This window comes from Stenotrophomonas maltophilia group sp. P373, assembly GCF_053295075.1.
Genome location: NZ_CM129994.1, coordinates 3758620 through 3778980, shown reverse-complemented (window position 1 = coordinate 3778980; position 20361 = coordinate 3758620). Strand labels below are relative to the sequence as shown.

Here is a 20361-nt window from a genome sequence, read left to right as displayed (position 1 = left end):
CTGCGTCAGCCGGTCGCGGGTGGCTTGAAGGGCGCAGCGCAGTCCCCACCTCTGGTTCTGTCACCCCGGAGGCATCATGGACCCCAGTCAGAACCCCAACGTTTTCCACGCCACCACCATCGTCTGCGTCCGTCGCGGCGAGCACGTGGCCATTGCCGGCGACGGCCAGGTCACGCTGGGCCACACCGTGATGAAGGGCAACGCGCGCAAGGTGCGCCGCCTTGGCCGCGACGGCCAGGTGCTGGCCGGCTTTGCCGGTGCCGCCGCCGATGCCTTCACCCTGTTCGAGCTGTTCGAGGCCAAGCTGGAAAAGCACGGCCAGCTGCAGCGCGCCGCGGTCGAGCTGGCCAAGGATTGGCGCACCGAGCGCCGCCTGGGCAAGCTCGAAGCCCTGCTGGCAGTGGCTGACAAGGAAACCTCGCTGATCATCAGCGGCACCGGTGATGTGATCGAGCCGGAGGACGGCATCATCGCCATCGGCTCCGGTGGTTCGTACGCCCTTTCGGCTGCGCGGGCGCTGATGGCGCACACCGAGCTGGATGCACGCACCATCGCCAGTGAAGCGATCGGCATTGCCGGCGACATCTGCATCTACACCAACCGCAACGTGGTGGTCGAGGAGCTGTGAGGGTCGTGCCGGCTGCTGGCCGGCAACCTCATGTCCCCCGCACGCGTGCCTGGTTGCCGGCCAGCGGCCGGCACTACCGACAATGAATCCGTGAGCACAACCATGCCGAAGATCGAAGTTTCCTCCGCCACCATGACCCCGCGCGAGATCGTGCAGGAACTGGACCGGCATATCGTGGGCCAGCACGACGCCAAGCGCGCGGTGGCCATCGCCCTGCGCAACCGCTGGCGCCGCATGCAGCTGCCGGCGGAGCTGCGCAATGAAGTGATGCCGAAGAACATCCTGATGATCGGCCCGACCGGTGTCGGCAAGACCGAGATCGCGCGCCGCCTGGCCACGCTGGCCAACGCACCGTTCGTGAAGGTCGAAGCCACCCGCTTCACCGAAGTGGGCTACGTCGGCAAGGACGTCGAGCAGATCATCCGTGACCTGGCCGACACCGCGGTCAAGCTCTATCGCGAACAGGCCAAGGTGCGCGTGCGTACCCAGGCCGAAGAACGCGCCGAAGACCGCATCCTCGATGCGCTGCTGCCGCGTCGTAGCGGCGGCATCGGTTTCGATCCTGAAGTCGCCCGCAACGAACCGTCGGCGCAGGACAACGAGACCCGCATCAAGTTCCGCAAGATGCTGCGCAACGGTGAGCTGGACGAGCGTGAGATCGAGCTCGACCTGGCCGCCAACGTCAGCATGGACATCATGACCCCGCCGGGCATGGAGGAAATGGGCCAGCAGCTGAAGTCGATGTTCGCCAACCTCGGCGGCGGCGCGAAGGCGCACAAGCGCACGCTGACCATCAAGGCTGCGCGCCCGCTGCTGATCGAGGAAGAAGCTGGCAAGCTGGTCAACGAGGATGACATCCGTACCGCCGCAATCGAGGCCTGCGAGCAGCACGGCATCGTCTTCATCGACGAGATCGACAAGGTTGCCAAGCGCGGCGACAACGTGGGCGGTGGCGATGTCTCCCGCGAAGGCGTGCAGCGCGACCTGCTGCCGCTGGTGGAAGGCTCGAACGTGTCCACCAAGTACGGCACGATCAAGACCGACCATATCCTGTTCATCGCGTCGGGCGCGTTCCACCTGGCCAAGCCCAGCGACCTCATTCCGGAGCTGCAGGGCCGCTTCCCGATCCGCGTCGAACTGGGTGCGCTGAGCAAGGGTGATTTCGTGCGTATCCTGACCGAGCCGAAGGCTGCGCTGACCAAGCAGTACGAAGCGTTGCTGGCCACCGAGGGCGTCAAGGTCAGTTTCACCGCCGATGCCATCGAACGCCTGGCCGAGATCGCCTTCCAGGTGAACGAGCGCCAGGAAAACATCGGCGCGCGCCGCCTGCATACGGTGCTGGAGCGCCTGCTGGATTCGCTCAGCTACGAGGCACCGGACCGCGATGGCGAAACCCTGGCCATCGACAGCGCCTACGTCGATGCACACCTGGGTGAGCTGGTGCAGGACCCGGACCTGAGCCGCTACATCCTGTAACGCCCGATCCGGTCGGATCCCTCGCCACGGCGAGGGCCCTGACGCCATCCGCTGCAACAGAAAAGGCCGCCGAAAGGCGGCTTTTTGCGTTGGCGGTCAGCGCGATTGCCGCGTGCGGTAGGCCTGCAGTACCTGATCGATCACCGCACTGGTGCGGGCGGCGCTGATGCCGTCCGAGGGCGAGTGCCCGTTGCCGCGCAGTTCATCCACGAGAGAGGCAATCAAAGGTTGCTGGATCGACGACGGGTTGGGAATGTCGAAGGCCTGCACACCGGCTCCGGTCTCCAGCACCACCGGAACATCCTCGAAGGTCGCAAAGCGCAGCTGGCCGCGGTCGCCGGTGATCTCGACCTCATCCTGGCGGCGGAACGCGCAGAAGCTCCATTGCGCGATGCCGTGCGCGCCCGCTCCAGTGCGGAAGCACATCGAAACGCTGTCCTCGGCGGCATAAGCGCCGGCCAATGAACTGGCCAGGCCGCGCACATCGCTCAGCGGCCCCAGTAGATGATCGAGCAGGTCCAGGGTGTGCGAGCCCAGATCGACGAACAGCCCGCCGCCGGAGATTGCGGGATTGGTCCGCCAGAAGTCCGGCGATGCGGCGTTCACCGAATGCGGCCGATGCAGGGTGGCGCGAACGCTGCGCGGTGTACCGATCGCGCCGCTGTCCAGCAGCTGCTTCACCTGCGCGAATCGGGGCAGGGCGCGGCGGTAGTAGGCGACGAACACGGGCACGCCACGGCGTGCACTGGCTTCCAGGATGCGCTCGCATTCGGCGAGGTCCAGGGCCATGGGTTTCTCGATATAGACCGGCTTGCCCGCCGCAATCGCCTGCAATGCGTACTGCATGTGCGTGGAGGGCGGTGTTGCAACGTACACCGCGTTCACGTCCGGATCGCCGATCAGCGCGTCGGCATCCGTGTACCAGCGTGGCACCGCGTGGCGCCGCGCATAGTCTTCGGCCAATGCGGCATTGCGGCGCATGACCGCCGCCACCCGTGAGCCCGGTGTGCTGGCCAGGGCGGGGCCGCTCTTCTTCTCGGTGACGCTGCCGCAGCCGATGAAGCCCCACACCACGTTGTCCAGGATCATGGGTCTGTCCTCACAGTGGGGCTGCGGTGGCGGCAGTGAACCCGCTCATGCCTCGGGCAGCGGCTCGGGCACGGTGCCGGGAACGAACACGCCGTCCTTTACGTAGGCGGCCAGGGTCATGTCCAGTGCGAGCATGCCATCGCGCTTGAGGTCCATCAGTTCCGGTTCGACCATCGCACCGTGCAGTACGCCCAGCACGGTGGCGTGCAGCATGCGTGCGGCGATCTTCGGGTCTGCACCCTCGCGCAGCTGGCCCAGGTCCTTTGCCCGGCGCAGGGCACGTTCCATCCGGTCCAGTCCATCGCGGAAACCGGCCTGCTGCAGTTCGGTCAGCACCTTGGTGTCGGCCGAGGCATCGCTGCGCAGCATGATCTCCATGGTCTTGCGCAGTCGCTCGTCCTCGGACAGTTCGATGAACGAGTGGATCATCACCGCGCGCAGGTCGTGCACCGGCGTGTCGCGCTGGTCGGTCGAGGTGCGCTCCAGCTCCTGCATGAAAGGCAGATGCACGCGTTCGACGATCGCGGCCAGCACCTCGCTCTTGTTCTTGAAGTGCCAGTAGACCGCACCGCGGGTATAGCCGGCGCGGGCACCGATCATCTCCAGCGTGGTACGGGCCACGCCGTGTTCATGGAAGCAGGCTTCGGCGGCGTCAAGGATGCCTTCCCGGGTTGCCTGGGTGTCCTCTTTGGTCTTGCGGGCCATGGATGGGTACGAGTGCGGGTGAAACGTGGCTGAATTGTACCGGTTTACAAACAAACAAGCATGTATGTATATTTCGCTCCCATCATTCCCGTCGTGTGCGTGGCAGGCCGGTCCGGTTACCACTCCCCGCTGGTGAGCGTTGCCTGCTGGCGCTTTCGGCCTGTATCAGCGCGATTTGAGATTCCTTCCCCTAAGAGCCTTTCCGTCATGTTGCTGAGCCGAATCCGACCCTTTGCACTGTCGCTGGCGATCGCCGCGACCGTGGCTGCCTGCGGCGGCCAACCCCAGGCCCCCGAGCAGGGCCCGGGTGACGTCACTGTGGTCACGCTGAAGTCCGAGACCGTGGGCCTGACCCGCGAACTGCCGGGCCGTACCAACGCCTACCTGGTCGCCGAAGTGCGCCCGCAGGTCAATGGCATCGTTGCCAAGCGCCTGTTCACCGAAGGTGGCATGGTCAAGGCCGGCGAGCCGCTGTACCAGATCGAAGACGCCAGCTACCGCGCCCAGGCCAACAGTGCCCGCGCCCAGCTGGCCCGCGCCGAGGCCACCGCCAACGCCGCCCGGCTGAGCGCCAAGCGCATCACCGAGCTGGCCAAGGTCGATGCGGTCAGCCAGCAGGACCTGGAAAATGCCGTGGCCGCGCAGAAGCAGGCCGAGGCGGATGTCGGCGCCGCGAAGGCATCGTTGGATGCGGCCAACGTCACCCTGGGCTACGCCCGCATCACCGCGCCGATCAGCGGCCGCATCGGCAAGTCCAGCGTCACCCAGGGTGCGCTGGTCAGCGCCGGCCAGGCCAATGCACTGGCTACCGTGCAGCAGCTGGACCCGATCTATGTCGACCTGACCCAGTCTTCGGCCGAGCTGCTGCAGCTGCGCCGCGAACTGGCCGCCGGCCGCCTGCAGGACAACCAGACCCTGCCGGTCAGCATCCTGATGGAAGACGGCAGCACCTTCGAGCACAAGGGTACGCTGGAGTTCTCCGAAGTCAGCGTCGATCCGACCACCGGCAGCTTCGGCCTGCGCGTGAAGGTGGACAACCCGGACGGCCTGCTGATGCCGGGCATGTACGTGCGTGCGGTGATCGGCGGCGGCGTGCGCAGTGATGCAGTGCTGGTGCCGATGCAGGGCATCGCCCGCGATCCGAAGGGCGACACCACGGCGATGGTGGTCGGCAAGGACAACAAGGTCGAAGTGCGCCCGGTCAAGGTCAGTCGCACGGTCGGCGACAAGTGGCTGGTCGAGGACGGCCTGAAGGCCGGTGACAAGGTCATCATCGAAGGCCTGCAGAAGATCGGCCCCGGCATGCCAGTCAAGGCCACCGAAAAGGGCGACGCACCGGCCAAGCCGGCGGCCGATGCCCAGCCTGCCGCCCCGGCCGGCGACGCGAAGTAAGCGGAGAACCCCATGGCACGCTTTTTCATCGATCGACCCATCTTCGCGTGGGTGATCGCCATCATCATCATGCTCGCCGGCGGCCTGGCCCTGTTCAAGCTGCCGGTCTCGATGTACCCCAACGTCGCACCGCCGGCGGTGGAAATCAGCGCCACTTACCCGGGTGCATCGGCCAAGGTGGTCGAAGACTCGGTGACGCAGATCATCGAGCAGAACATGAAGGGCCTTGATGGCCTGATCTACTTCTCCTCCAACAGCTCGTCCAACGGCCAGGCCACCATCACCCTGACCTTCGAGAGCGGCACCAACCCGGACATCGCCCAGGTGCAGGTGCAGAACAAGCTGCAGCTGGCCATGCCGCTGCTGCCGCAGGAAGTGCAGCGGCAGGGCATCAACGTGGCCAAGTCCAGCTCGGGCTTCCTGAACGTCATCGCGTTCGTGTCCGAGAACGGCAGCATGGACGCCAACGACATCGCCGACTACGTCGGTTCCAATGTCGTCGACCGCCTCAGCCGCGTGCCGGGCGTGGGCAACATCCAGGTATTCGGTGGCAAGTACGCCATGCGCATCTGGCTGGACCCGAACAAGCTGCATACCTATGGCCTGTCCGTCGCGGAAGTGACTGCGGCGATCAAGGCGCAGAATGCCCAGGTGGCGATCGGCCAGCTCGGCGGTGCGCCGTCGGTGAAGGGCCAGCAGCTCAACGCCACCATCAACGCGCAGTCGCGCCTGCAGACCCCGGAACAGTTCCGCAACATCATCGTGCGCGGCGCGCAGGACGGTGCCGAGCTGCGCCTGGGGGATGTCGCCCGCGTCGAACTGGGTGCCGAGTCCTACGACTTCGTCACCCGCTACAACGGCCAGCCGGCCAGCGGCCTGGCGGTCACCCTGGCCACCGGCGCCAATGCGCTGGATACCGCTGCCGGCGTGGATGCTGCGCTGGACGACATGAAGAGCTTCTTCCCGGCCGGGCTGAAGGCCGAGATCCCGTACGACACCACGCCGTTCGTGCGCGTGTCGATCAAGGGCGTGGTGCAGACCCTGCTCGAAGCGATCGTGCTGGTGTTCGTGGTGATGTACCTGTTCCTGCAGAACTTCCGTGCCACCCTGATCCCGACCATCGCCGTGCCGGTGGTGCTGCTGGGTACCTTCGGCGTGCTGGCGATGCTGGGCTTCTCGGTGAACATGCTGACCATGTTCGCGATGGTGCTGGCGATCGGCCTGCTGGTGGACGATGCCATCGTGGTGGTGGAGAACGTCGAGCGCATCATGTCCGAGGAAGGACTGTCGCCGCTTGAAGCGACCCGCAAGTCGATGGGCCAGATCACCGGTGCGCTGGTGGGTATCGGCCTGGTGCTGTCGGCGGTGTTCGTGCCGATGGCCTTCATGAGCGGATCCACCGGCGTGATCTACCGGCAGTTCTCGGCCACGATTGTCTCTGCAATGGCGTTGTCGGTACTGGTGGCGATCGTGCTGACCCCGGCACTGTGCGCGACCATGCTCAAGCCGTTGAAGAAGGGCGAGCATCATGTTTCCCACCGCGGCCTGGCCGGTCGCTTCTTCAACGGTTTCAACCGCGGCTTCGACCGCACCAGCGAAAGTTACCAGCGTGGTGTGCGCGGCATCATCCATCGTCCGTGGCGCTTCATGGGCATCGTGGCGGCACTGTTCGTGCTGATGGGCGTGCTGTTCGTGCGCCTGCCCAGCTCGTTCCTGCCCAACGAAGACCAGGGCGTGCTGATGGCGCTGGTGCAGGCCCCGGTCGGCGCCACCCAGGAGCGCACGCTGGAATCGATCGCGGCATTGGAGAATCACTTCCTGCAGAACGAGAAGGATGCGGTGGATTCGGTGTTCTCCGTGCAGGGCTTCAGCTTCGCCGGCATGGGCCAGAACGCCGGCATGGCGTTCGTCAAGCTGAAGGACTGGAGCGAGCGTGACGCCAACAATGGCGTGATGCCGATCACCGGTCGTGCGATGGCAGCCCTGGGCCAGATCAAGGATGCTTTCATCTTCGCCTTCCCGCCGCCGGCCATTCCGGAACTGGGTACCGCCTCGGGCTACACCTTCTTCCTCAAGGACAACAGTGGCCAGGGCCACGAGGCACTGGTGGCCGCGCGCAACCAGCTGCTCGGCCTGGCAGCCGGCAGCAAGAAGCTGGCCAACGTGCGCCCGAACGGCCAGGAAGACACGCCGCAGTTCCGCATCGACATCGACGCGGCCAAGGCGACCTCGCTGGGGCTGTCGATCGACCAGATCAACGGCACGCTGGCCGCTGCCTGGGGCAGCTCGTACATCGACGATTTCGTCGATCGTGGCCGCGTCAAGCGCGTGTTCGTGCAGGCCGACCAGCCGTTCCGCATGGTCCCGGAGGACTTCGACCTCTGGTCTGTGAAGAACGACAAGGGCGAGATGGTGCCGTTCAGCGCGTTCGCCACCAAGCACTGGGATTACGGTTCGCCGCGCCTGGAGCGCTACAACGGTGTGTCGGCGATGGAAATCCAGGGCGAACCGGCCCCGGGTATTGCCTCTGGCGATGCCATGGCCGAGATCGAGCAACTGGCCAAGCAGCTGCCTGCGGGCTTCGGCATCGAGTGGACGGCGATGTCCTACCAGGAACGTCAGGCGGGCTCGCAGACGCCGTTGCTGTACACGCTGTCGCTGATGATCGTGTTCCTGTGCCTGGCCGCGATGTACGAAAGCTGGAGCGTGCCGACGGCGGTGCTGCTGGCGGCCCCGCTGGGTATCCTCGGCGCAGTGCTGGCCAATACCTTCAAGGGCCTGGAGCGCGACATCTATTTCCAGGTGGCGATGCTGACCACGGTAGGCCTGACCAGCAAGAACGCGATCCTGATCGTCGAGTTCGCCAAGGAAAACCTGGAGAAGGGCGCGGGCCTGATCGAGGCGATCATGCATGCGGTGCGCGACCGCCTGCGCCCGATCGTGATGACCTCGCTGGCCTTCGGCATGGGCGTGGTACCGCTGGCGATCTCCACCGGTGCCGGCTCCGGCGCCAAGCAGGCGATCGGCACCGGCGTGCTCGGCGGCATGATCGTCGGCACCGTGCTCGGCGTGTTCTTCGTACCGCTGTTCTTCGTAGTGGTGCAGCGCGTGTTCAAGCGCAAATCCACGACGTGATCGAAACGGTAGTGCCGGCCGCCGGCCGGCACTGCCTCCTGCCATCCGGCAGTACCGATGGAAGTCATTCCCATGAAAAGTGCATCCCTGTTCCTTTCCATTGCCGCCGCGCTCGCGCTGGCCGGCTGCTCCACTCTGGTGCCGAAGAACACCGCCGTCGCTCCGGCAATTCCGGCGCAGTGGCCGGCCGAGGCTGTACAGGGCCAGGTGGCCGATGTCGCCGCCGTCGGCTGGCGCGACTTCTTCACCGATGCGCGCCTGCAGCAGGTGATCGAGCAGTCGCTGCAGAACAACCGCGACCTGCGCGTGGCCGTGCTCAACGTTGAACGCGCGCGCGGCCAGTACCGCGTACAGCGCGCCGACCGCGTGCCCGGCGTGGCCGTCACCGGCCAGATGCAGCGCCAAGGCACCGACGCTGGCGTCACCGAGCAGTTCACCGCCGGTGTCGGCGTGGCCGAGTTCGAGCTGGACCTGTTCGGCCGCGTGCGCAACCTGAGCGAAGCGGCACTGCAGCAGTACTTTGCCGTAGCTGCCAATCGTCGCAACGCGCAGCTGAGCCTGGTGGCCGAGACAGCGACGGCGTGGCTGACCTACGGTGCCGATGCCCAGCGGCTGAAGATTGCCGAGGCCACGCTGAGGACCTACGAGGATTCGCTGCGCCTGGCCGAGGCCCGCCACGAGCGCGGTGGCAGCTCGGCACTGGAACTGACCCAGACCCGCACGCTGGTGGAAACCGCGCGTACCGACGCCGCGCGCCTGCGCGGCCAGCTGGCCCAGGACCGCAACGCGCTGGCCCTGCTGGCCGGTGGCCAGCTGGACCCGGCACTGCTGCCGGACAGCATCGAACCGCAGTTGCTGGCACTGGCGCCTCCGCCGGCCGGCCTGCCCAGCGATGTGCTGCTGCAGCGCCCGGACATCATGGCCGCCGAACACCAGCTGCTGGCCGCCAATGCCAACATCGGCGCGGCACGTGCTGCGTTCTTCCCGAGCATCTCGCTGACCGGCAGCATTGGCAGTGGCTCCAGCGAATTGTCCAGCCTGTTCGACAGCGGCACTCGCGTATGGAGTTTCCTGCCGAAGATCACCCTGCCGATCTTCCAGGGCGGCAAGCTGCGCGCCAACCTGGCCGTCGCCAACGCTGATCGTGATGTCGCACTGGCGCAGTACGAGAAGTCGATCCAGGTGGGCTTCCGCGAAACCGCCGATGCGCTGGCGTTGAATGTCAGCCTGGATGAACAGGTGAGTTCACAGCAGCGCCTGGTGGAAGCGGCCGAACAGGCCAACCGCCTGTCGCAGGCACGCTACGACGCCGGCCTGGACAGCTTCGTGACCCTGCTGGACGCACGACGTACTGCCTACAACGCGCAGCAGACCCAGTTGCAGGCGCAGTTGGCCCAGCAGGCCAACCGCATCACCCTGTACAAGGTGCTGGGTGGTGGCTGGCACGAGCGCGGCTGAGAGAAAGCCGGCCAGCGGCCGACTCTACCTGGACGATCGTTGGTAGTGCCGGCCGCTGGCCGGCATTGTCATTCCGGGGCCCGCTACACCGCTTCATCGTCGCGCCGCGCCGCATGGCAGGCGCGAACGCGCGCCAACGCATCGCCTGCTTCGCGGGCCATCTGCTCGTACTCGGCACGGATCTCTTCCAGGCGCGCTTCGTCCAGTTCTTCCAGATCCAGCAGTTCGTTGTTGGCTTCGGCCGTCGCCCGGATCAGCTCGTCCAGCTTGATCTGCATCGCGGCGGTGTCCGCGTTCTGCGTGTGCTGGATCAGGAACACCATCAGGAAGGTGATGATGGTGGTGCCGGTGTTGATCACCAGCTGCCAGGTGTCGTTGAAACCGAACACCGGACCACTGATGCCCCAGATCACCACGATCCCTACCGCGGCCAGGAAGGTCCACGGTGAGCCGGTGGCTGTCGCGGCCTTCTTGGCGATCGTATTGAACAGGTTGCGCGCTTTCATCGTCGTCGTGTTCCCACTCAGGTGACGAGGATGATCGGCAGTGACCCGTGCAGGCGCCGTGCAGCGCCGGTCAGGCGCGCATGCGCTGCAGTCGTGGCGCCTGCAGGCTGCGCACCGGGCTGCTCTGGTAGACGTGCTGCCAGCAACGGTCGACGAACTCACGGGCCTGGGCTTCGCTCAGCCGCGGCATGATCTGCAGGGCGTACTGGGTCTGGAACATCTCATCACGTTCGGCCTCGCTGGCGCGCGGCTGGGTGATCAGCGAATCACAGGCGAACTTGATCCACGGCACGTACGAGCCGAACGAGTTGTGCGGCAGTGCGCCTTCGGCATGTTGGCGGCGCCAGTGGTCAAGCTCGGCGTCTACGTTGATGACCGGAGGAATGGTGGGGACTTCAGCGTGCATGACAATCCAGTTCGGTTGAGTGGAAAGGGAGTGGGGGTTCATCGGAGTGTGGCGTATGTGGCGGTGCATGGAGCGTCAGCGGGATGTGGAGCCGGCGTGGCGATTGCCGATCAATTGCGCATGCTCGACCGCACCGAGGTCCTCGGCCATGTCGGCCATCGCATTGCACAGGCGCTCCTGGTCGAGCGGGTGGCGGCGGACCAGCTCCAGTTGCATGTGCTGATAGGCAGTCCAGAACAGCGCGCCGCGCCGGTGCAGCGCATATTGCTGCTGCAAGCGTTCGCGGATCGGATCGAGGATCGGGTCTGTCGTAGGGCGTACGGCGTGCGCGCACATGGCTGGCTCCGCCGGGGAAAGGGTGCCCCGGTGACCCCACCGTAGGCGTGTCAGCCGCGTGGGGTGTTACCGCAGCGTGTGCGCGTGACCTGGCTGACTGTGCACGGGGTCACGCCGTTGCCCGCAAAGGCCGCTGGCACAAGGGCGCACCGGCGCTGAAGCGTTCATTAAATGTGTTGCAGAGACGAGTGCGTGTGGCTCATTCGCCGATGTCCTCGTTCCAGATGTCGGGATGACGGCTGATGAAATCGCCCAGCAGGTCCACGCATTCCTGATTGTCGAGGTCGATCACGTTGACGCCGTTTTCGCGCAGCCAGTCGATGCCGCCCTGGAACGTGCGCGATTCGCCCACCACCACGGTGCCGATGTTGAACTGGCGCACCAGGCCCGAGCAGTACCAGCACGGCGCCAGGGTGGTGACCATGATGGTGTCCTGGTAGCGGCGCTGGCGGCCGGCCTTGCGGAAGGCGTCGGTTTCGCCGTGCACCGACGGGTCGCCTTCCTGCACACGGCGGTTGTGGCCGCAGCCGAGCAGGCGGCCGTCGTTGTGGTACAGCGCCGCGCCGATCGGCACGCCGCCCTCGGCCAGGCCCTGGCGGGCTTCGGCGATGGCGGTCTGCAGCAGGGCCTGGTAGTCGGGCGTGGTGATCATGCGGGGGCTCCGGTCAGTCGTGGCCCGCCATGATACGGGCAGGGGGTGCCGCTGGCCCCCGGCGGTGCGATAATCGGGGCCATGAGCGAATCCCCCTACAAAGCCGGTACCACCCATTTCGGGTTCCGCGACGTCGCCGCCAAGGACAAGCAGAAGCTGGTCGGCCAGGTGTTCACCTCGGTCGCGCGCAACTACGACCTGATGAACGACCTGATGAGCCTGGGCGTGCACCGGGCGTGGAAGCGCTACTACGTGGCGACCGCGCAGGTGAAGCCGGGCGACCGCGTGCTCGATCTGGCCGGCGGCACCGGCGACATCGCCGCCCTGCTGAAGGAACGCGTCGGCGCCGAGGGCTCGGTGGTGCTGGGCGACATCAACGCCGGCATGCTGTCGGTCGGCCGCGACCGCCTGACCAACCGCGGCCTGGTGCTTGGCCTGGACTACGTGCAGTGCAACGCCGAAGCCCTGCCGTTCCCGGACAACAGCTTCGACCTGGTCACCATTGCCTTCGGCCTGCGCAACGTGACCGACAAGGACGCCGGCCTGCGCGAGATGTACCGCGTGCTGAAGGTGGGCGGCCAGGCCCGCGTGCTGGAGTTCTCCGAAGTCACTGCCGACTGGTTCAAGCCGATCTACGACTTCCACTCGTTCAAGATCCTGCCCAGGCTGGGCAAGTTGTTCGCCAACGATTCGGACAGCTACCAGTACCTGGCCGAGAGCATCCGCAAGCATCCGCCGCAGGACGAACTGAAGGCGATGATGGGGCAGGCCGGCTTCGAGCGCTGCCACTACAAGAACCTGACCGGCGGCATCGTCTCGATCCACTCCGGCTACAAGCTGTAGGCCCGGTGTTCCGGTAGTGCCGGCCGCTGGCCGGCACCTGCGCGGGCAACCACCGGGCGACGGGGTTGCCGGCCAGCGGCCGGCACTACCGGCGCTGTGCCCGCCATTACCCCGCACCGCGCAACGCCTGCCGGGCCCGAGGGAGGTACCATTGGGGTTTGATCCCCGTAACGGTCCCGATTCATGCGTAATCCGCTGATGCTCCTTCCGCTGGCCGTGGCCCTGGCCGCCGGCTGCTCCCAGGAGGCGGCCGCACCCGCCGCCGCCCCGACTGCCGCAAAGGCCCCTGCCGCCCCCGTGAACGCCGAGAACCGCAGCCACGACGAGAGCTCGTACGCCGAGCCGGACAAGGTCGTCATCAAGGACATCGCGCTGGATCTGAAGCTGGACTTCGACCAGAAGCAGATCGGCGGTACCGCCACCTACACCCTGGAATGGAAACAGAAGGACGCCAAGCAGCTGGTGCTCGACACCCGCGAGCTGACCGTGTCCAAGGTCGAGGCCGTTGCCGCCGACGGCGCGCGCAGCCCGCTGAAGTTCGAACTGGCCCCGGCCGACAAGGTGTTCGGCAGCAAGCTGACCATCGAGGCTGCGGAGCAGCCGGCCAAGGTGGAAGTGACCTACCACACCGCACCGACCGCCTCGGGCCTGCAGTGGCTGGCGCCGTCGATGACCGAGGGCAAGAAGCTGCCCTTCATGTTCAGCCAGTCGCAGGCCATCCATGCCCGGTCCTGGGTGCCGCTCCAGGACACCCCGAGCGTGCGCTTCACCTACAGCGCGCACGTGGTCTCGCGCCCGGACGTGATGGTGCTGATGAGCGCCGACAACGATCCGAAGGCCGCGCGTGATGGTGACTACACCTTCAAGATGCCGCAGCCGATTCCGTCCTATCTGCTGGCCATCGCCGCCGGCGACCTGGTGTTCGAGCCGATCTCCGGCCGCTCCGGCGTCTGGGCCGAGCCGACCATGGTCAACAAGGCCGCCAAGGAATTCGAAGACACCGAGAAGATGATCGGTGCCGCCGAGAAGCTGTACGGCGAATACCGCTGGGGCCGCTACGACATGCTGGTGCTGCCGCCGTCGTTCCCGTTCGGTGGAATGGAGAACCCGCGCCTGACCTTCGCCACCCCGACCGTGATCGTCGGCGACAAGTCGCTGGTCTCGCTGGTCGCCCACGAACTGGCGCACAGCTGGTCGGGCAACCTGGTGACCAACGCCAGCTGGAAGGACATCTGGCTCAATGAAGGCTTCACCACCTACGTCCAGGGCCGCATCACCGAAGCTCTGTACGGCAAGGAAATGGCCGAGATGGAGAAGCAGATCGACCAGACCGACCTGCTGGCCGAAGTGAAGGACATGAGCCCGGCCGACCAGGCGCTGGCGCTGCCGCCGCTGAACGAGCGTGATCCCGACGAAGCCCTCAGCCAGGTGGCCTACGTCAAGGGTTCGTGGTTCCTGGAGTTCCTGGAACAGCGCTTCGGCCGCGAGACCTTCGATCCGTTCCTGCGTGGCTGGTTCGATGACCATGCCTTCCAGAGCGCGAACACCGACCAGTTCGTCGATTACATGAAGAAGAACCTGCTGCCGAAGAATCCGTCGGCCGTGACCGAGGCCGAACTGAAGGCATGGCTGGACGAGCCGGGTATCCCGGCGTTCGCGGCCAAGGCGCAGTCGCGCAACTTCAGCAGCGTCGATACCGCGCGCATCGCCTTCGCCAGCGCCGGCACCGTGCCGAGCAGCCAGGTCATCGCCGACTGGAGCACGCAGGAATGGGTGCGCTTCATCGATGGCCTGGGCGCGACCCAGCCGCTGGACAAGCTGGCCACGCTGGACAAGGCCTTCCACTTCACCGGCACCCCGAATGGCGAGATCGCCATGCGCTGGTACCCGCTGGCGATCCGCAGCGGCTACGAGCAGGCCAATGAAGGCGCGGCGGCATTCATCGAGCGCGTCGGCCGTCGCAAGCTGATCCTGCCGATCTACGCCGAACTGGTGAAGACCCCGAAGGGGCTGGAGCTGGCCAAGCAGGCCTTCGAAAAGGCCAAGCCGGGCTACCACCCGATCACCACTGCCTCGGTGCAGGACATGCTGGCCAAGGCTGAAGCCAAGTAAGCAGAAGCGCCGGGCATCCCCCGGCGCTTTTTTTTGTAGAGTCGAGCCATGCTCGACTGGCTTTTCAACAGCAGTCGAGCATGGCTCGACTCTACAGAAAAGCGAAAACACCAAGGACCTCCGCCATGAAACGACTGATCCTGCTCACCGCCTGCACCCTGGCGCTGGCCGCCTGCAGCAATCCCGAGGAAGAGCGCAAGGCGCAGGAAGCCGCTGCGGCTGCCGTGCAGGCGCAGAAGGAGGCCAAGGCCGAAGACGTCGCCAAGCAGTACGACATGGCCGTGGCCGCGCAGGACTGGGAACGCGCGCGCCTGCATGGTGCCTCGCTGCTGGACCAGTACAAGGACACCGCCGCCGCCGAGCGCATCGCCGCGGGCTTCGACGAGGTCAAGGCCAAGGGTGACGCCGCGCGCGACCTGCGGCGCATGCAGGCGCTGTGGCAGTACAACCAGATCCCGGTGGGCAGCAAGGGCAACCAGGTTTCGGCGCAGATCTACAGCAAGGAACGGGTGGACGTGGATGGCAGCGGCGCCAAGCCGGTGCAGCTGGTGTTCCGCGATCATCCGGAGTGGAAGCGGCATGCCTACCTGGTGCTGCAGGCCGGCGATTTCCGTTGCCCGCAGTGCACGGTGAAAGTAACCGTGGACGACGGCAAGCCGATTTCCATGGCGGCGTGGCGTCCGAAGACCGATGAAGCCATCGCCCTGTTCATCACCGATCAGAAAGCGCTGTGGAAACTGGCGCGCAAGGGCAAGTCGATCAGCATCGAGTTCCCGGTCAAGGCCGGCGGCACCCGTACGGCGGTGTTCGAGACCGGCGGCGTCGACGCCAGCCGCATGCCGCAGTGGTGGCAGTGATGGTCGCGACGGGCAGCGCGGTGCACGCGTTGTCCGCGATCCGGCACTGGGTGTTCGACATGGACGGCACGCTGACTGTGGCCGTGCATGATTTCGCCGCGATCCGCCGCGCACTGGAGATCGCCGCCGAGGAAGACATCCTCGACCATATCGCGGCGTTGCCGGATGCACCGGCGCAGGCCAAGCGTGAGTGGTTGCTGGATCACGAGCGCGCGCTGGCCGAGGACGCGCTGCCGGCGCCGGGTGCGGTGAAGCTGCTGCGCGCGCTGGCGGCGGCTGGCTGCCGGCTGGGCATCCTGACCCGCAATGATCATGCGCTGGCGAAGCTGACGCTGGAGGCGATCGGGGTCGGGGCGTTGTTCGACGATGCCGACATCATTGGTCGCGATGAAGCGGTGCCCAAGCCCTCGCCGGAGGGCCTGCAGCAGCATCTGCGGCGATGGGGCATCGGGCCTGCGCAGGCGGTGATGGTGGGTGACCACGCCTACGACCTGGAGTGCGGCCGTGCGGCCGGCACGCATACCGTGCTGGTCAACCTGCCAGAGAACCCTTGGCCGGGCCGCGCCGACTGGCATTTCGCCGATTGCCGCGCGCTGCTGGCCGCCTGGCAGGCCGCATGACCGGCGCGCGCAAGCCGAGCATGGGCTCGGCTCTACAGAGAGCAGGCAACGTGTCGGTCGGAAGTTCCGGTAGTGCCGGCCGCTGGCCGGCAGTGTCGACCAAGGTCGACACCCACCGATCAGATGCGCGGGCAGTTCGGTTTACGCGCCCAGCGCGTAACCGAACTGCTGCTTGAACTGCTCGTTGAACTCATCGAAGGTGAAACGCTGGTTCTGCGTGCCCGGATGCTCGACCTTCAGTGCGCCCATCAGGTTGCCCATGCGGCCGATGGTCAGCCAGTCGTAGCCCTTCTGGATGCCGTAGATCAGGCCTGCGCGGAAGGCGTCGCCACAGCCGGTCGGGTCGACCACGCGGCGCTCGTGCGCCGGCGGGATGTCGTAGCTCTTTTCCGGAGTGTGGATGACCGCGCCCTTCGGGCCACGGGTGGTGATGTAGGCCTTGACCCGGCTGACGATCTCCTTCTCGTCCCAGCCGGTGCGCTCCTGCAGCAGGTTCGACTCGTAGTCGTTCACCACCACGTAGTCGGCCTGCTCGATGAAGGCGCGCAGTTCCGGGCCGTTGAACAGCGGCATGGCCTGGCCCGGGTCGAAGATGAACGGGATGCCGTCTTCGTGGAATTCCTGCGCGTTCTGGATCATGCCTTCGCGGCCGTCCGGGCCGACCAGGCCCAGGGTGACGCCCGGCACCCCACGCACGTGGTTCTCGTAGGAACGCATCATCGCGCCCGGGTGGAAGGCGGTGATCTGGTTGTTGTCGTGGTCGGTGGTGATGAATGCCTGCGGGGTGAACAGCTCATCGATCACGCGCACGCGCGACAGGTCGATGCCCAGGCCTTCGAAGTATTCGCGGTACGGGCCGAAGTCCGAACCCACGGTGCCCATCGGGATCGGCTGGCCGCCCAGCAGGTGCAGGTTGTAGGCGATGTTGCCTGCGCAGCCGCCGAACTCGCGGCGCATGCGCGGCACCAGGAAGGACACGTTCAGGATGTGCACCTTGTCCGGCAGGATGTGATTCTTGAACTGGTCCGGAAACACCATGATGGTGTCGAAGGCAAGAGAACCACAGATCAGAGCGGACATCGATGTAAGCCTATGCGGTGAATTTTGGGGTGGGCCGGCCCGGTTCATCGGGCAAGCAAACGGCGCCCTTGGGCGCCCGACGGCGCAAAGGTTACCCGCTGGTGCCGCTCAGGGCCAGAACCGGGTGAGACCCGATCAGGCCGAAAGCCTGTGAAGACGCGGGTTCAGCTAGTTTTTTCCTTGCTCGGCGGCAGGCGGGTTGCTAGGCTTGTCGGCCTCGATTTCTGCCCATTTTTTCGCCATCCCGCGGCGGGCACGACACCCCTCAGGACTCCTTCCTCAGATGTTCAAGAAACTCCGTGGCATGTTCTCCAACGACCTGTCCATCGACCTGGGCACGGCCAACACCCTCATCTACGTGCGCGGGCAGGGGATCGTGCTGAACGAGCCGTCGGTCGTGGCCGTGCGCCAGGACCGTGCCATCGGTGGCACCCGTTCGGTGGCAGCCGTCGGTGCCGAAGCCAAGCAGATGCTGGGCCGTACCCCGGGCCACATCACCACCATCCGCCCGATGAAGGACGGCGTCATCGCCGACTTCACCTATACCGAGGCGATGCTCAAGCACTTCATCAAGAAGGTGCACAAGTCGCGCGTGCTGCGCCCGAGCCCGCGCGTCCTGGTCTGCGTGCCGGCCGGCTCGACCCAGGTCGAGCGCCGCGCGATCAAGGAATCGGCCGAGGAAGCCGGTGCCCGTGACGTGTTCCTGATCGAAGAACCGATGGCCGCCGCGATCGGCGCCGGCATGCCGGTCACCGAAGCCCGTGGCTCGATGGTCATCGACATCGGCGGCGGCACCACCGAAGTGGCGGTCATCTCGCTCAACGGCATCGTCTATTCGGCCTCGGTCCGCATCGGCGGCGACCGCTTCGACGAATCCATCACCAACTACGTGCGCCGCAACCACGGCATGCTGATCGGTGAAGCCACCGCCGAGCGCATCAAGGTCGAGCTGGGCTGCGCCTACCCGCAGGCGGAAGTGATCGAGATGGAAATCTCCGGCCGCAACCTCGCCGAGGGCGTGCCGAAGATGATCAAGATCAGCTCCAACGAAGTGCTCGAGGCCCTGCACGAACCGCTGTCGGGCATCGTCAGCGCGGTCAAGCTGGCGCTGGAGCAGACCCCGCCGGAACTGTGCGCCGACGTCGCCGAGCGCGGCATCGTGCTGACCGGTGGTGGCGCCCTGCTGCGCGACCTGGACCGCCTGATCTCCGAGGAGACCGGCCTGCACGTGCAGGTGGCCGACGACCCGCTGACCTGCGTGGCGCGCGGTGGCGGTCGTGCGCTGGAGCTGGTGGACATGCACGGCAACGAGTTCTTTGCGCCGGAATAAGCCGTCCCGGCCGTTCCTGCCCGCCGCGCCCTTCCGGGGTGCGGCCCGCCGTGATGGCGGGCCGGCACCGGCGGGGCGCCCGCGTGTTTCCCTTCCGCCTTCTGCCAGTTGAATCGTTGCCGTGCCGCCCTACGCCGGTCCTCCCGTCGCCTCCCGATCCGGTGATGCCGCCAGCCCCCTGCGGTTGCTGGCCTATCTCGCGTTGGCCATCACCCTGATCGTGCTCGATGACCAGGCTGGCTGGCTGGCACGCCTGCGCGAGCAGGCCAACAGCCTGGTACAGCCGGTACGGGCACTGGCTGGCCTGCCCGGCAAGCTCGGCAACCAGGTCAAGGATTCCGCCGCCAGCCATACCCAGCTGGTCACCGAAAACCGTGAACTGCGCAACCAGCTGCTGCTGGCCAACGCGCGCCTGACTCGCCTGCAGACCGCCGCGCTGGACAACGCCCAGCTGCGCGAACTGCTGAACGTGGCCGAGCGCAGTGGCCTGGACGTGCAGCTGGCGCCGATCCTGGACATCGACCTGGACCCGGTGAAGCAGCGCCTGGTGCTCGACGCAGGCAGCCGCGAGGGCGTGCACGTCGGCCAGGCGGTGATCGACGCCGGCGGCTTGATGGGGCAGGTGATCAGCGTCACCGGTGGCACCTCCACCGTGCTGCTGCTGACCGATCCCGACCACGCGGTGCCGGTCACCGTGGCCCGCAACGGCGTGCGCCTGATCGTCTATGGCCGCGGCGACACGCTGGAACTGCGCGACATCCCGCTCAGCGCCGGCGTGGAAGTGGGCGATGAGATCGTCACCTCCGGCCTCGGCGGGCGCTTCCCGGCCGGCTTCCCGGTCGGCACCATCACCGGCCTGCGCCCGGACGACACCCACGCCTTCCTGGTCGGTGAACTGAAGCCGGCGGCCCAGCTCGACCGCGGCCGCGACGTGCTGCTGCTGCGCCCGGGCGCGGCGATCCGCATTCCGCCGGAGCTGCGCCTGCAGCTGGAAGAAACCGCCCCGGGGGGCCCGGCCACCGGCGCCAGCGTGTCTGCGGGAGCCGCGCCAGCGGCAACGACGCCAGCTCCGGTCAGCTCCCCGGTAGCGCCGGTCGCTGGCCGGCAACAGCCCTCGTCGCAGACGAGGACTGTTGCCCCCGCATCCTCCCTTAACCCCGCGCCTCAACAAGAGGGGGGCTCTCCCCCAGCTGGATCCACGGTAGTGCCGGCCGCTGGTCGGCAACCGACCACGCCGGAGGCTCAGCGATGAGCCGCCTGCGCGACAACCCGTGGGTGCTGCCGGCCAGCCTGGTGGTGGCGCTGCTGCTGGGCCTGCTGCCGCTGCCGGCGCTGCTGCAGCCGCTGCGCCCGTACTGGCTGGCGCTGGTGCTGGCGTACTGGGTGATCGAAGCTCCTGAGCGCGTCGGCCTGGGCATCGCCTTTGCCAGCGGCGTGGTGGCCGACCTGCTGTACGGCGGCGTGCTGGGCGAACAGGCACTGCGGCTGGTAATGCTGGCCTTCATCCTGCAGCGCTTCCGTGCCCGCATCCGCTTCTTCCCGATGTCCCAGCAGATGCTGGCCATCGGCGGCCTGCTGTTCAACGATCGCATCGTCAGCGCGCTGGTCCACATCGTGGTGGATGAGCCGACCCTGCCCTGGTCGTACTGGTGGGCGCCTCTGCTGGGCATGGGCCTGTGGCCGCTGGTGTTCGTGCTGCTGGACGCGGTGCGCTTCGGCAAGCGCGGGCGCTGAGC

19 protein-coding genes are annotated in these 20361 nt (G+C 66.6%); 12 read left to right on the top strand and 7 right to left on the bottom strand.

Annotation, left to right across the window (positions count from 1 at the left end; translation table 11 throughout):
* Nucleotides 1-76 precede the first annotated feature (76 nt).
* Both hslV and hslU read left to right on the top strand, forming a co-directional pair.
* A complete protein-coding gene (gene hslV, locus ACSYHF_RS17395) occupies nucleotides 77-628 on the top strand; it encodes an ATP-dependent protease subunit HslV (protein ID WP_005411093.1) in 552 nt (183 codons plus the stop codon).
* Between the two features lie 102 nt (nucleotides 629-730).
* Entirely contained in the window at nucleotides 731-2104 is a 1374-nt protein-coding gene (gene hslU / locus ACSYHF_RS17390; RefSeq protein WP_262232733.1) for an ATP-dependent protease ATPase subunit HslU, read from the top strand.
* Between the two features lie 96 nt (nucleotides 2105-2200).
* Here the strand turns inward: hslU and ACSYHF_RS17385 are convergent, their stop codons facing one another.
* Nucleotides 2201-3193 (bottom strand): Gfo/Idh/MocA family protein, encoded by a 993-nt coding sequence (locus tag ACSYHF_RS17385; protein ID WP_262232732.1) that lies wholly within the window; start codon nucleotides 3191-3193, stop codon nucleotides 2201-2203.
* A 45-nt stretch (nucleotides 3194-3238) separates the two neighbouring features.
* Nucleotides 3239-3898 carry an efflux transporter SmeDEF transcriptional repressor SmeT gene (smeT, locus tag ACSYHF_RS17380; RefSeq protein ID WP_095378278.1) on the bottom strand — a complete coding sequence of 220 codons (660 nt, stop codon included), beginning with the start codon at nucleotides 3896-3898 and terminating at the stop codon, nucleotides 3239-3241.
* Between the two features lie 207 nt (nucleotides 3899-4105).
* On the opposite strand from smeT, the gene smeD reads away from it, so the two are divergent.
* Genes smeD through smeF form a run of 3 tightly spaced genes read left to right on the top strand, consistent with a single transcriptional unit; the run spans nucleotide 4106 to nucleotide 9883 of the window.
* The gene (gene smeD, locus ACSYHF_RS17375) at nucleotides 4106-5290 is read left to right on the top strand and encodes a multidrug efflux RND transporter periplasmic adaptor subunit SmeD (protein ID WP_111128243.1); all 1185 of its coding nucleotides are present in this window, start codon (nucleotides 4106-4108) and stop codon (nucleotides 5288-5290) included.
* Between the two features lie 12 nt (nucleotides 5291-5302).
* The gene (gene smeE / locus ACSYHF_RS17370) at nucleotides 5303-8425 is read left to right on the top strand and encodes a multidrug efflux RND transporter permease subunit SmeE (protein ID WP_447575851.1); all 3123 of its coding nucleotides are present in this window, start codon (nucleotides 5303-5305) and stop codon (nucleotides 8423-8425) included.
* Between the two features lie 57 nt (nucleotides 8426-8482).
* Nucleotides 8483-9883, top strand: a complete 1401-nt coding sequence (smeF, locus tag ACSYHF_RS17365; protein WP_119706120.1) for a multidrug efflux RND transporter outer membrane subunit SmeF — start codon at nucleotides 8483-8485, stop codon at nucleotides 9881-9883.
* Between the two features lie 83 nt (nucleotides 9884-9966).
* On the opposite strand, the gene ACSYHF_RS17360 is transcribed toward smeF, so the two are convergent.
* The 4 genes from ACSYHF_RS17360 to ACSYHF_RS17345 all read right to left on the bottom strand — a co-directional run bounded on the left by ACSYHF_RS17360 (nucleotide 9967) and on the right by ACSYHF_RS17345 (nucleotide 11783).
* Nucleotides 9967-10389 (bottom strand): low affinity iron permease family protein, encoded by a 423-nt coding sequence (locus tag ACSYHF_RS17360; protein WP_069139167.1) that lies wholly within the window; start codon nucleotides 10387-10389, stop codon nucleotides 9967-9969.
* Between the two features lie 70 nt (nucleotides 10390-10459).
* Nucleotides 10460-10795, bottom strand: a complete 336-nt coding sequence (locus ACSYHF_RS17355) for a hypothetical protein (protein ID WP_005411085.1) — start codon at nucleotides 10793-10795, stop codon at nucleotides 10460-10462.
* Between the two features lie 75 nt (nucleotides 10796-10870).
* Entirely contained in the window at nucleotides 10871-11131 is a 261-nt protein-coding gene (locus tag ACSYHF_RS17350) for a hypothetical protein (RefSeq protein ID WP_095378282.1), read from the bottom strand.
* Nucleotides 11132-11330: 199 nt separating this feature from the next.
* The gene (locus ACSYHF_RS17345) at nucleotides 11331-11783 is read right to left on the bottom strand and encodes a nucleoside deaminase (protein WP_005419409.1); all 453 of its coding nucleotides are present in this window, start codon (nucleotides 11781-11783) and stop codon (nucleotides 11331-11333) included.
* Nucleotides 11784-11864: 81 nt separating this feature from the next.
* On the opposite strand from ACSYHF_RS17345, the gene ubiE reads away from it, so the two are divergent.
* The 4 genes from ubiE to ACSYHF_RS17325 all read left to right on the top strand — a co-directional run bounded on the left by ubiE (nucleotide 11865) and on the right by ACSYHF_RS17325 (nucleotide 16215).
* Nucleotides 11865-12626 carry a bifunctional demethylmenaquinone methyltransferase/2-methoxy-6-polyprenyl-1,4-benzoquinol methylase UbiE gene (gene ubiE, locus ACSYHF_RS17340; protein ID WP_005419407.1) on the top strand — a complete coding sequence of 254 codons (762 nt, stop codon included), beginning with the start codon at nucleotides 11865-11867 and terminating at the stop codon, nucleotides 12624-12626.
* 183 nt (nucleotides 12627-12809) lie between these two features.
* Nucleotides 12810-14738 (top strand): M1 family metallopeptidase, encoded by a 1929-nt coding sequence (locus tag ACSYHF_RS17335; protein ID WP_005419406.1) that lies wholly within the window; start codon nucleotides 12810-12812, stop codon nucleotides 14736-14738.
* Between the two features lie 125 nt (nucleotides 14739-14863).
* Nucleotides 14864-15595: a hypothetical protein gene (locus ACSYHF_RS17330; protein WP_164119388.1), complete on the top strand. Its 732-nt coding sequence runs from the start codon at nucleotides 14864-14866 to the stop codon at nucleotides 15593-15595.
* Nucleotides 15595-16215: an HAD family hydrolase gene (locus ACSYHF_RS17325; RefSeq protein ID WP_005419404.1), complete on the top strand. Its 621-nt coding sequence runs from the start codon at nucleotides 15595-15597 to the stop codon at nucleotides 16213-16215. Before ACSYHF_RS17330 ends, ACSYHF_RS17325 begins: the two co-directional genes overlap by 1 nt.
* A gap of 141 nt (nucleotides 16216-16356) precedes the next feature.
* Here the strand turns inward: ACSYHF_RS17325 and ACSYHF_RS17320 are convergent, their stop codons facing one another.
* Nucleotides 16357-17295, bottom strand: coding sequence for a carbohydrate kinase family protein (locus ACSYHF_RS17320; protein WP_005419403.1), 939 nt, complete (start codon nucleotides 17293-17295; stop codon nucleotides 16357-16359).
* 283 nt (nucleotides 17296-17578) lie between these two features.
* Between ACSYHF_RS17320 and ACSYHF_RS17315 the strand changes: the two genes are divergently transcribed.
* The 3 genes from ACSYHF_RS17315 to mreD all read left to right on the top strand — a co-directional run bounded on the left by ACSYHF_RS17315 (nucleotide 17579) and on the right by mreD (nucleotide 20359).
* Entirely contained in the window at nucleotides 17579-18625 is a 1047-nt protein-coding gene (locus ACSYHF_RS17315; protein ID WP_005419402.1) for a rod shape-determining protein, read from the top strand.
* A gap of 121 nt (nucleotides 18626-18746) precedes the next feature.
* Nucleotides 18747-19877, top strand: a complete 1131-nt coding sequence (gene mreC, locus ACSYHF_RS17310; protein WP_447575850.1) for a rod shape-determining protein MreC — start codon at nucleotides 18747-18749, stop codon at nucleotides 19875-19877.
* Nucleotides 19874-20359: a rod shape-determining protein MreD gene (gene mreD, locus ACSYHF_RS17305; protein WP_005419400.1), complete on the top strand. Its 486-nt coding sequence runs from the start codon at nucleotides 19874-19876 to the stop codon at nucleotides 20357-20359. The genes mreC and mreD overlap by 4 nt, the downstream gene beginning before the upstream one ends.
* The last annotated feature ends 2 nt before the right edge of the window (nucleotides 20360-20361 follow it).

Coding starts and splice junctions, on each gene's coding strand:
- ACSYHF_RS17385 (WP_262232732.1), bottom strand. CDS start 3,193: ATGATCCTGGACAACGTGGTGTGGGGCTTCATCGGCTGCGGCAGCGTC.
- ACSYHF_RS17325 (WP_005419404.1), top strand. CDS start 15,595: ATGGTCGCGACGGGCAGCGCGGTGCACGCGTTGTCCGCGATCCGGCAC.
- ACSYHF_RS17345 (WP_005419409.1), bottom strand. CDS start 11,783: ATGATCACCACGCCCGACTACCAGGCCCTGCTGCAGACCGCCATCGCC.
- ubiE (WP_005419407.1), top strand. CDS start 11,865: ATGAGCGAATCCCCCTACAAAGCCGGTACCACCCATTTCGGGTTCCGC.
- ACSYHF_RS17320 (WP_005419403.1), bottom strand. CDS start 17,295: ATGTCCGCTCTGATCTGTGGTTCTCTTGCCTTCGACACCATCATGGTG.
- smeT (WP_095378278.1), bottom strand. CDS start 3,898: ATGGCCCGCAAGACCAAAGAGGACACCCAGGCAACCCGGGAAGGCATC.
- smeE (WP_447575851.1), top strand. CDS start 5,303: ATGGCACGCTTTTTCATCGATCGACCCATCTTCGCGTGGGTGATCGCC.
- smeD (WP_111128243.1), top strand. CDS start 4,106: ATGTTGCTGAGCCGAATCCGACCCTTTGCACTGTCGCTGGCGATCGCC.
- ACSYHF_RS17360 (WP_069139167.1), bottom strand. CDS start 10,389: ATGAAAGCGCGCAACCTGTTCAATACGATCGCCAAGAAGGCCGCGACA.
- smeF (WP_119706120.1), top strand. CDS start 8,483: ATGGAAGTCATTCCCATGAAAAGTGCATCCCTGTTCCTTTCCATTGCC.
- ACSYHF_RS17315 (WP_005419402.1), top strand. CDS start 17,579: ATGTTCAAGAAACTCCGTGGCATGTTCTCCAACGACCTGTCCATCGAC.
- ACSYHF_RS17330 (WP_164119388.1), top strand. CDS start 14,864: ATGAAACGACTGATCCTGCTCACCGCCTGCACCCTGGCGCTGGCCGCC.
- ACSYHF_RS17335 (WP_005419406.1), top strand. CDS start 12,810: ATGCGTAATCCGCTGATGCTCCTTCCGCTGGCCGTGGCCCTGGCCGCC.
- ACSYHF_RS17350 (WP_095378282.1), bottom strand. CDS start 11,131: ATGTGCGCGCACGCCGTACGCCCTACGACAGACCCGATCCTCGATCCG.
- hslV (WP_005411093.1), top strand. CDS start 77: ATGGACCCCAGTCAGAACCCCAACGTTTTCCACGCCACCACCATCGTC.
- hslU (WP_262232733.1), top strand. CDS start 731: ATGCCGAAGATCGAAGTTTCCTCCGCCACCATGACCCCGCGCGAGATC.
- mreD (WP_005419400.1), top strand. CDS start 19,874: ATGAGCCGCCTGCGCGACAACCCGTGGGTGCTGCCGGCCAGCCTGGTG.
- ACSYHF_RS17355 (WP_005411085.1), bottom strand. CDS start 10,795: ATGCACGCTGAAGTCCCCACCATTCCTCCGGTCATCAACGTAGACGCC.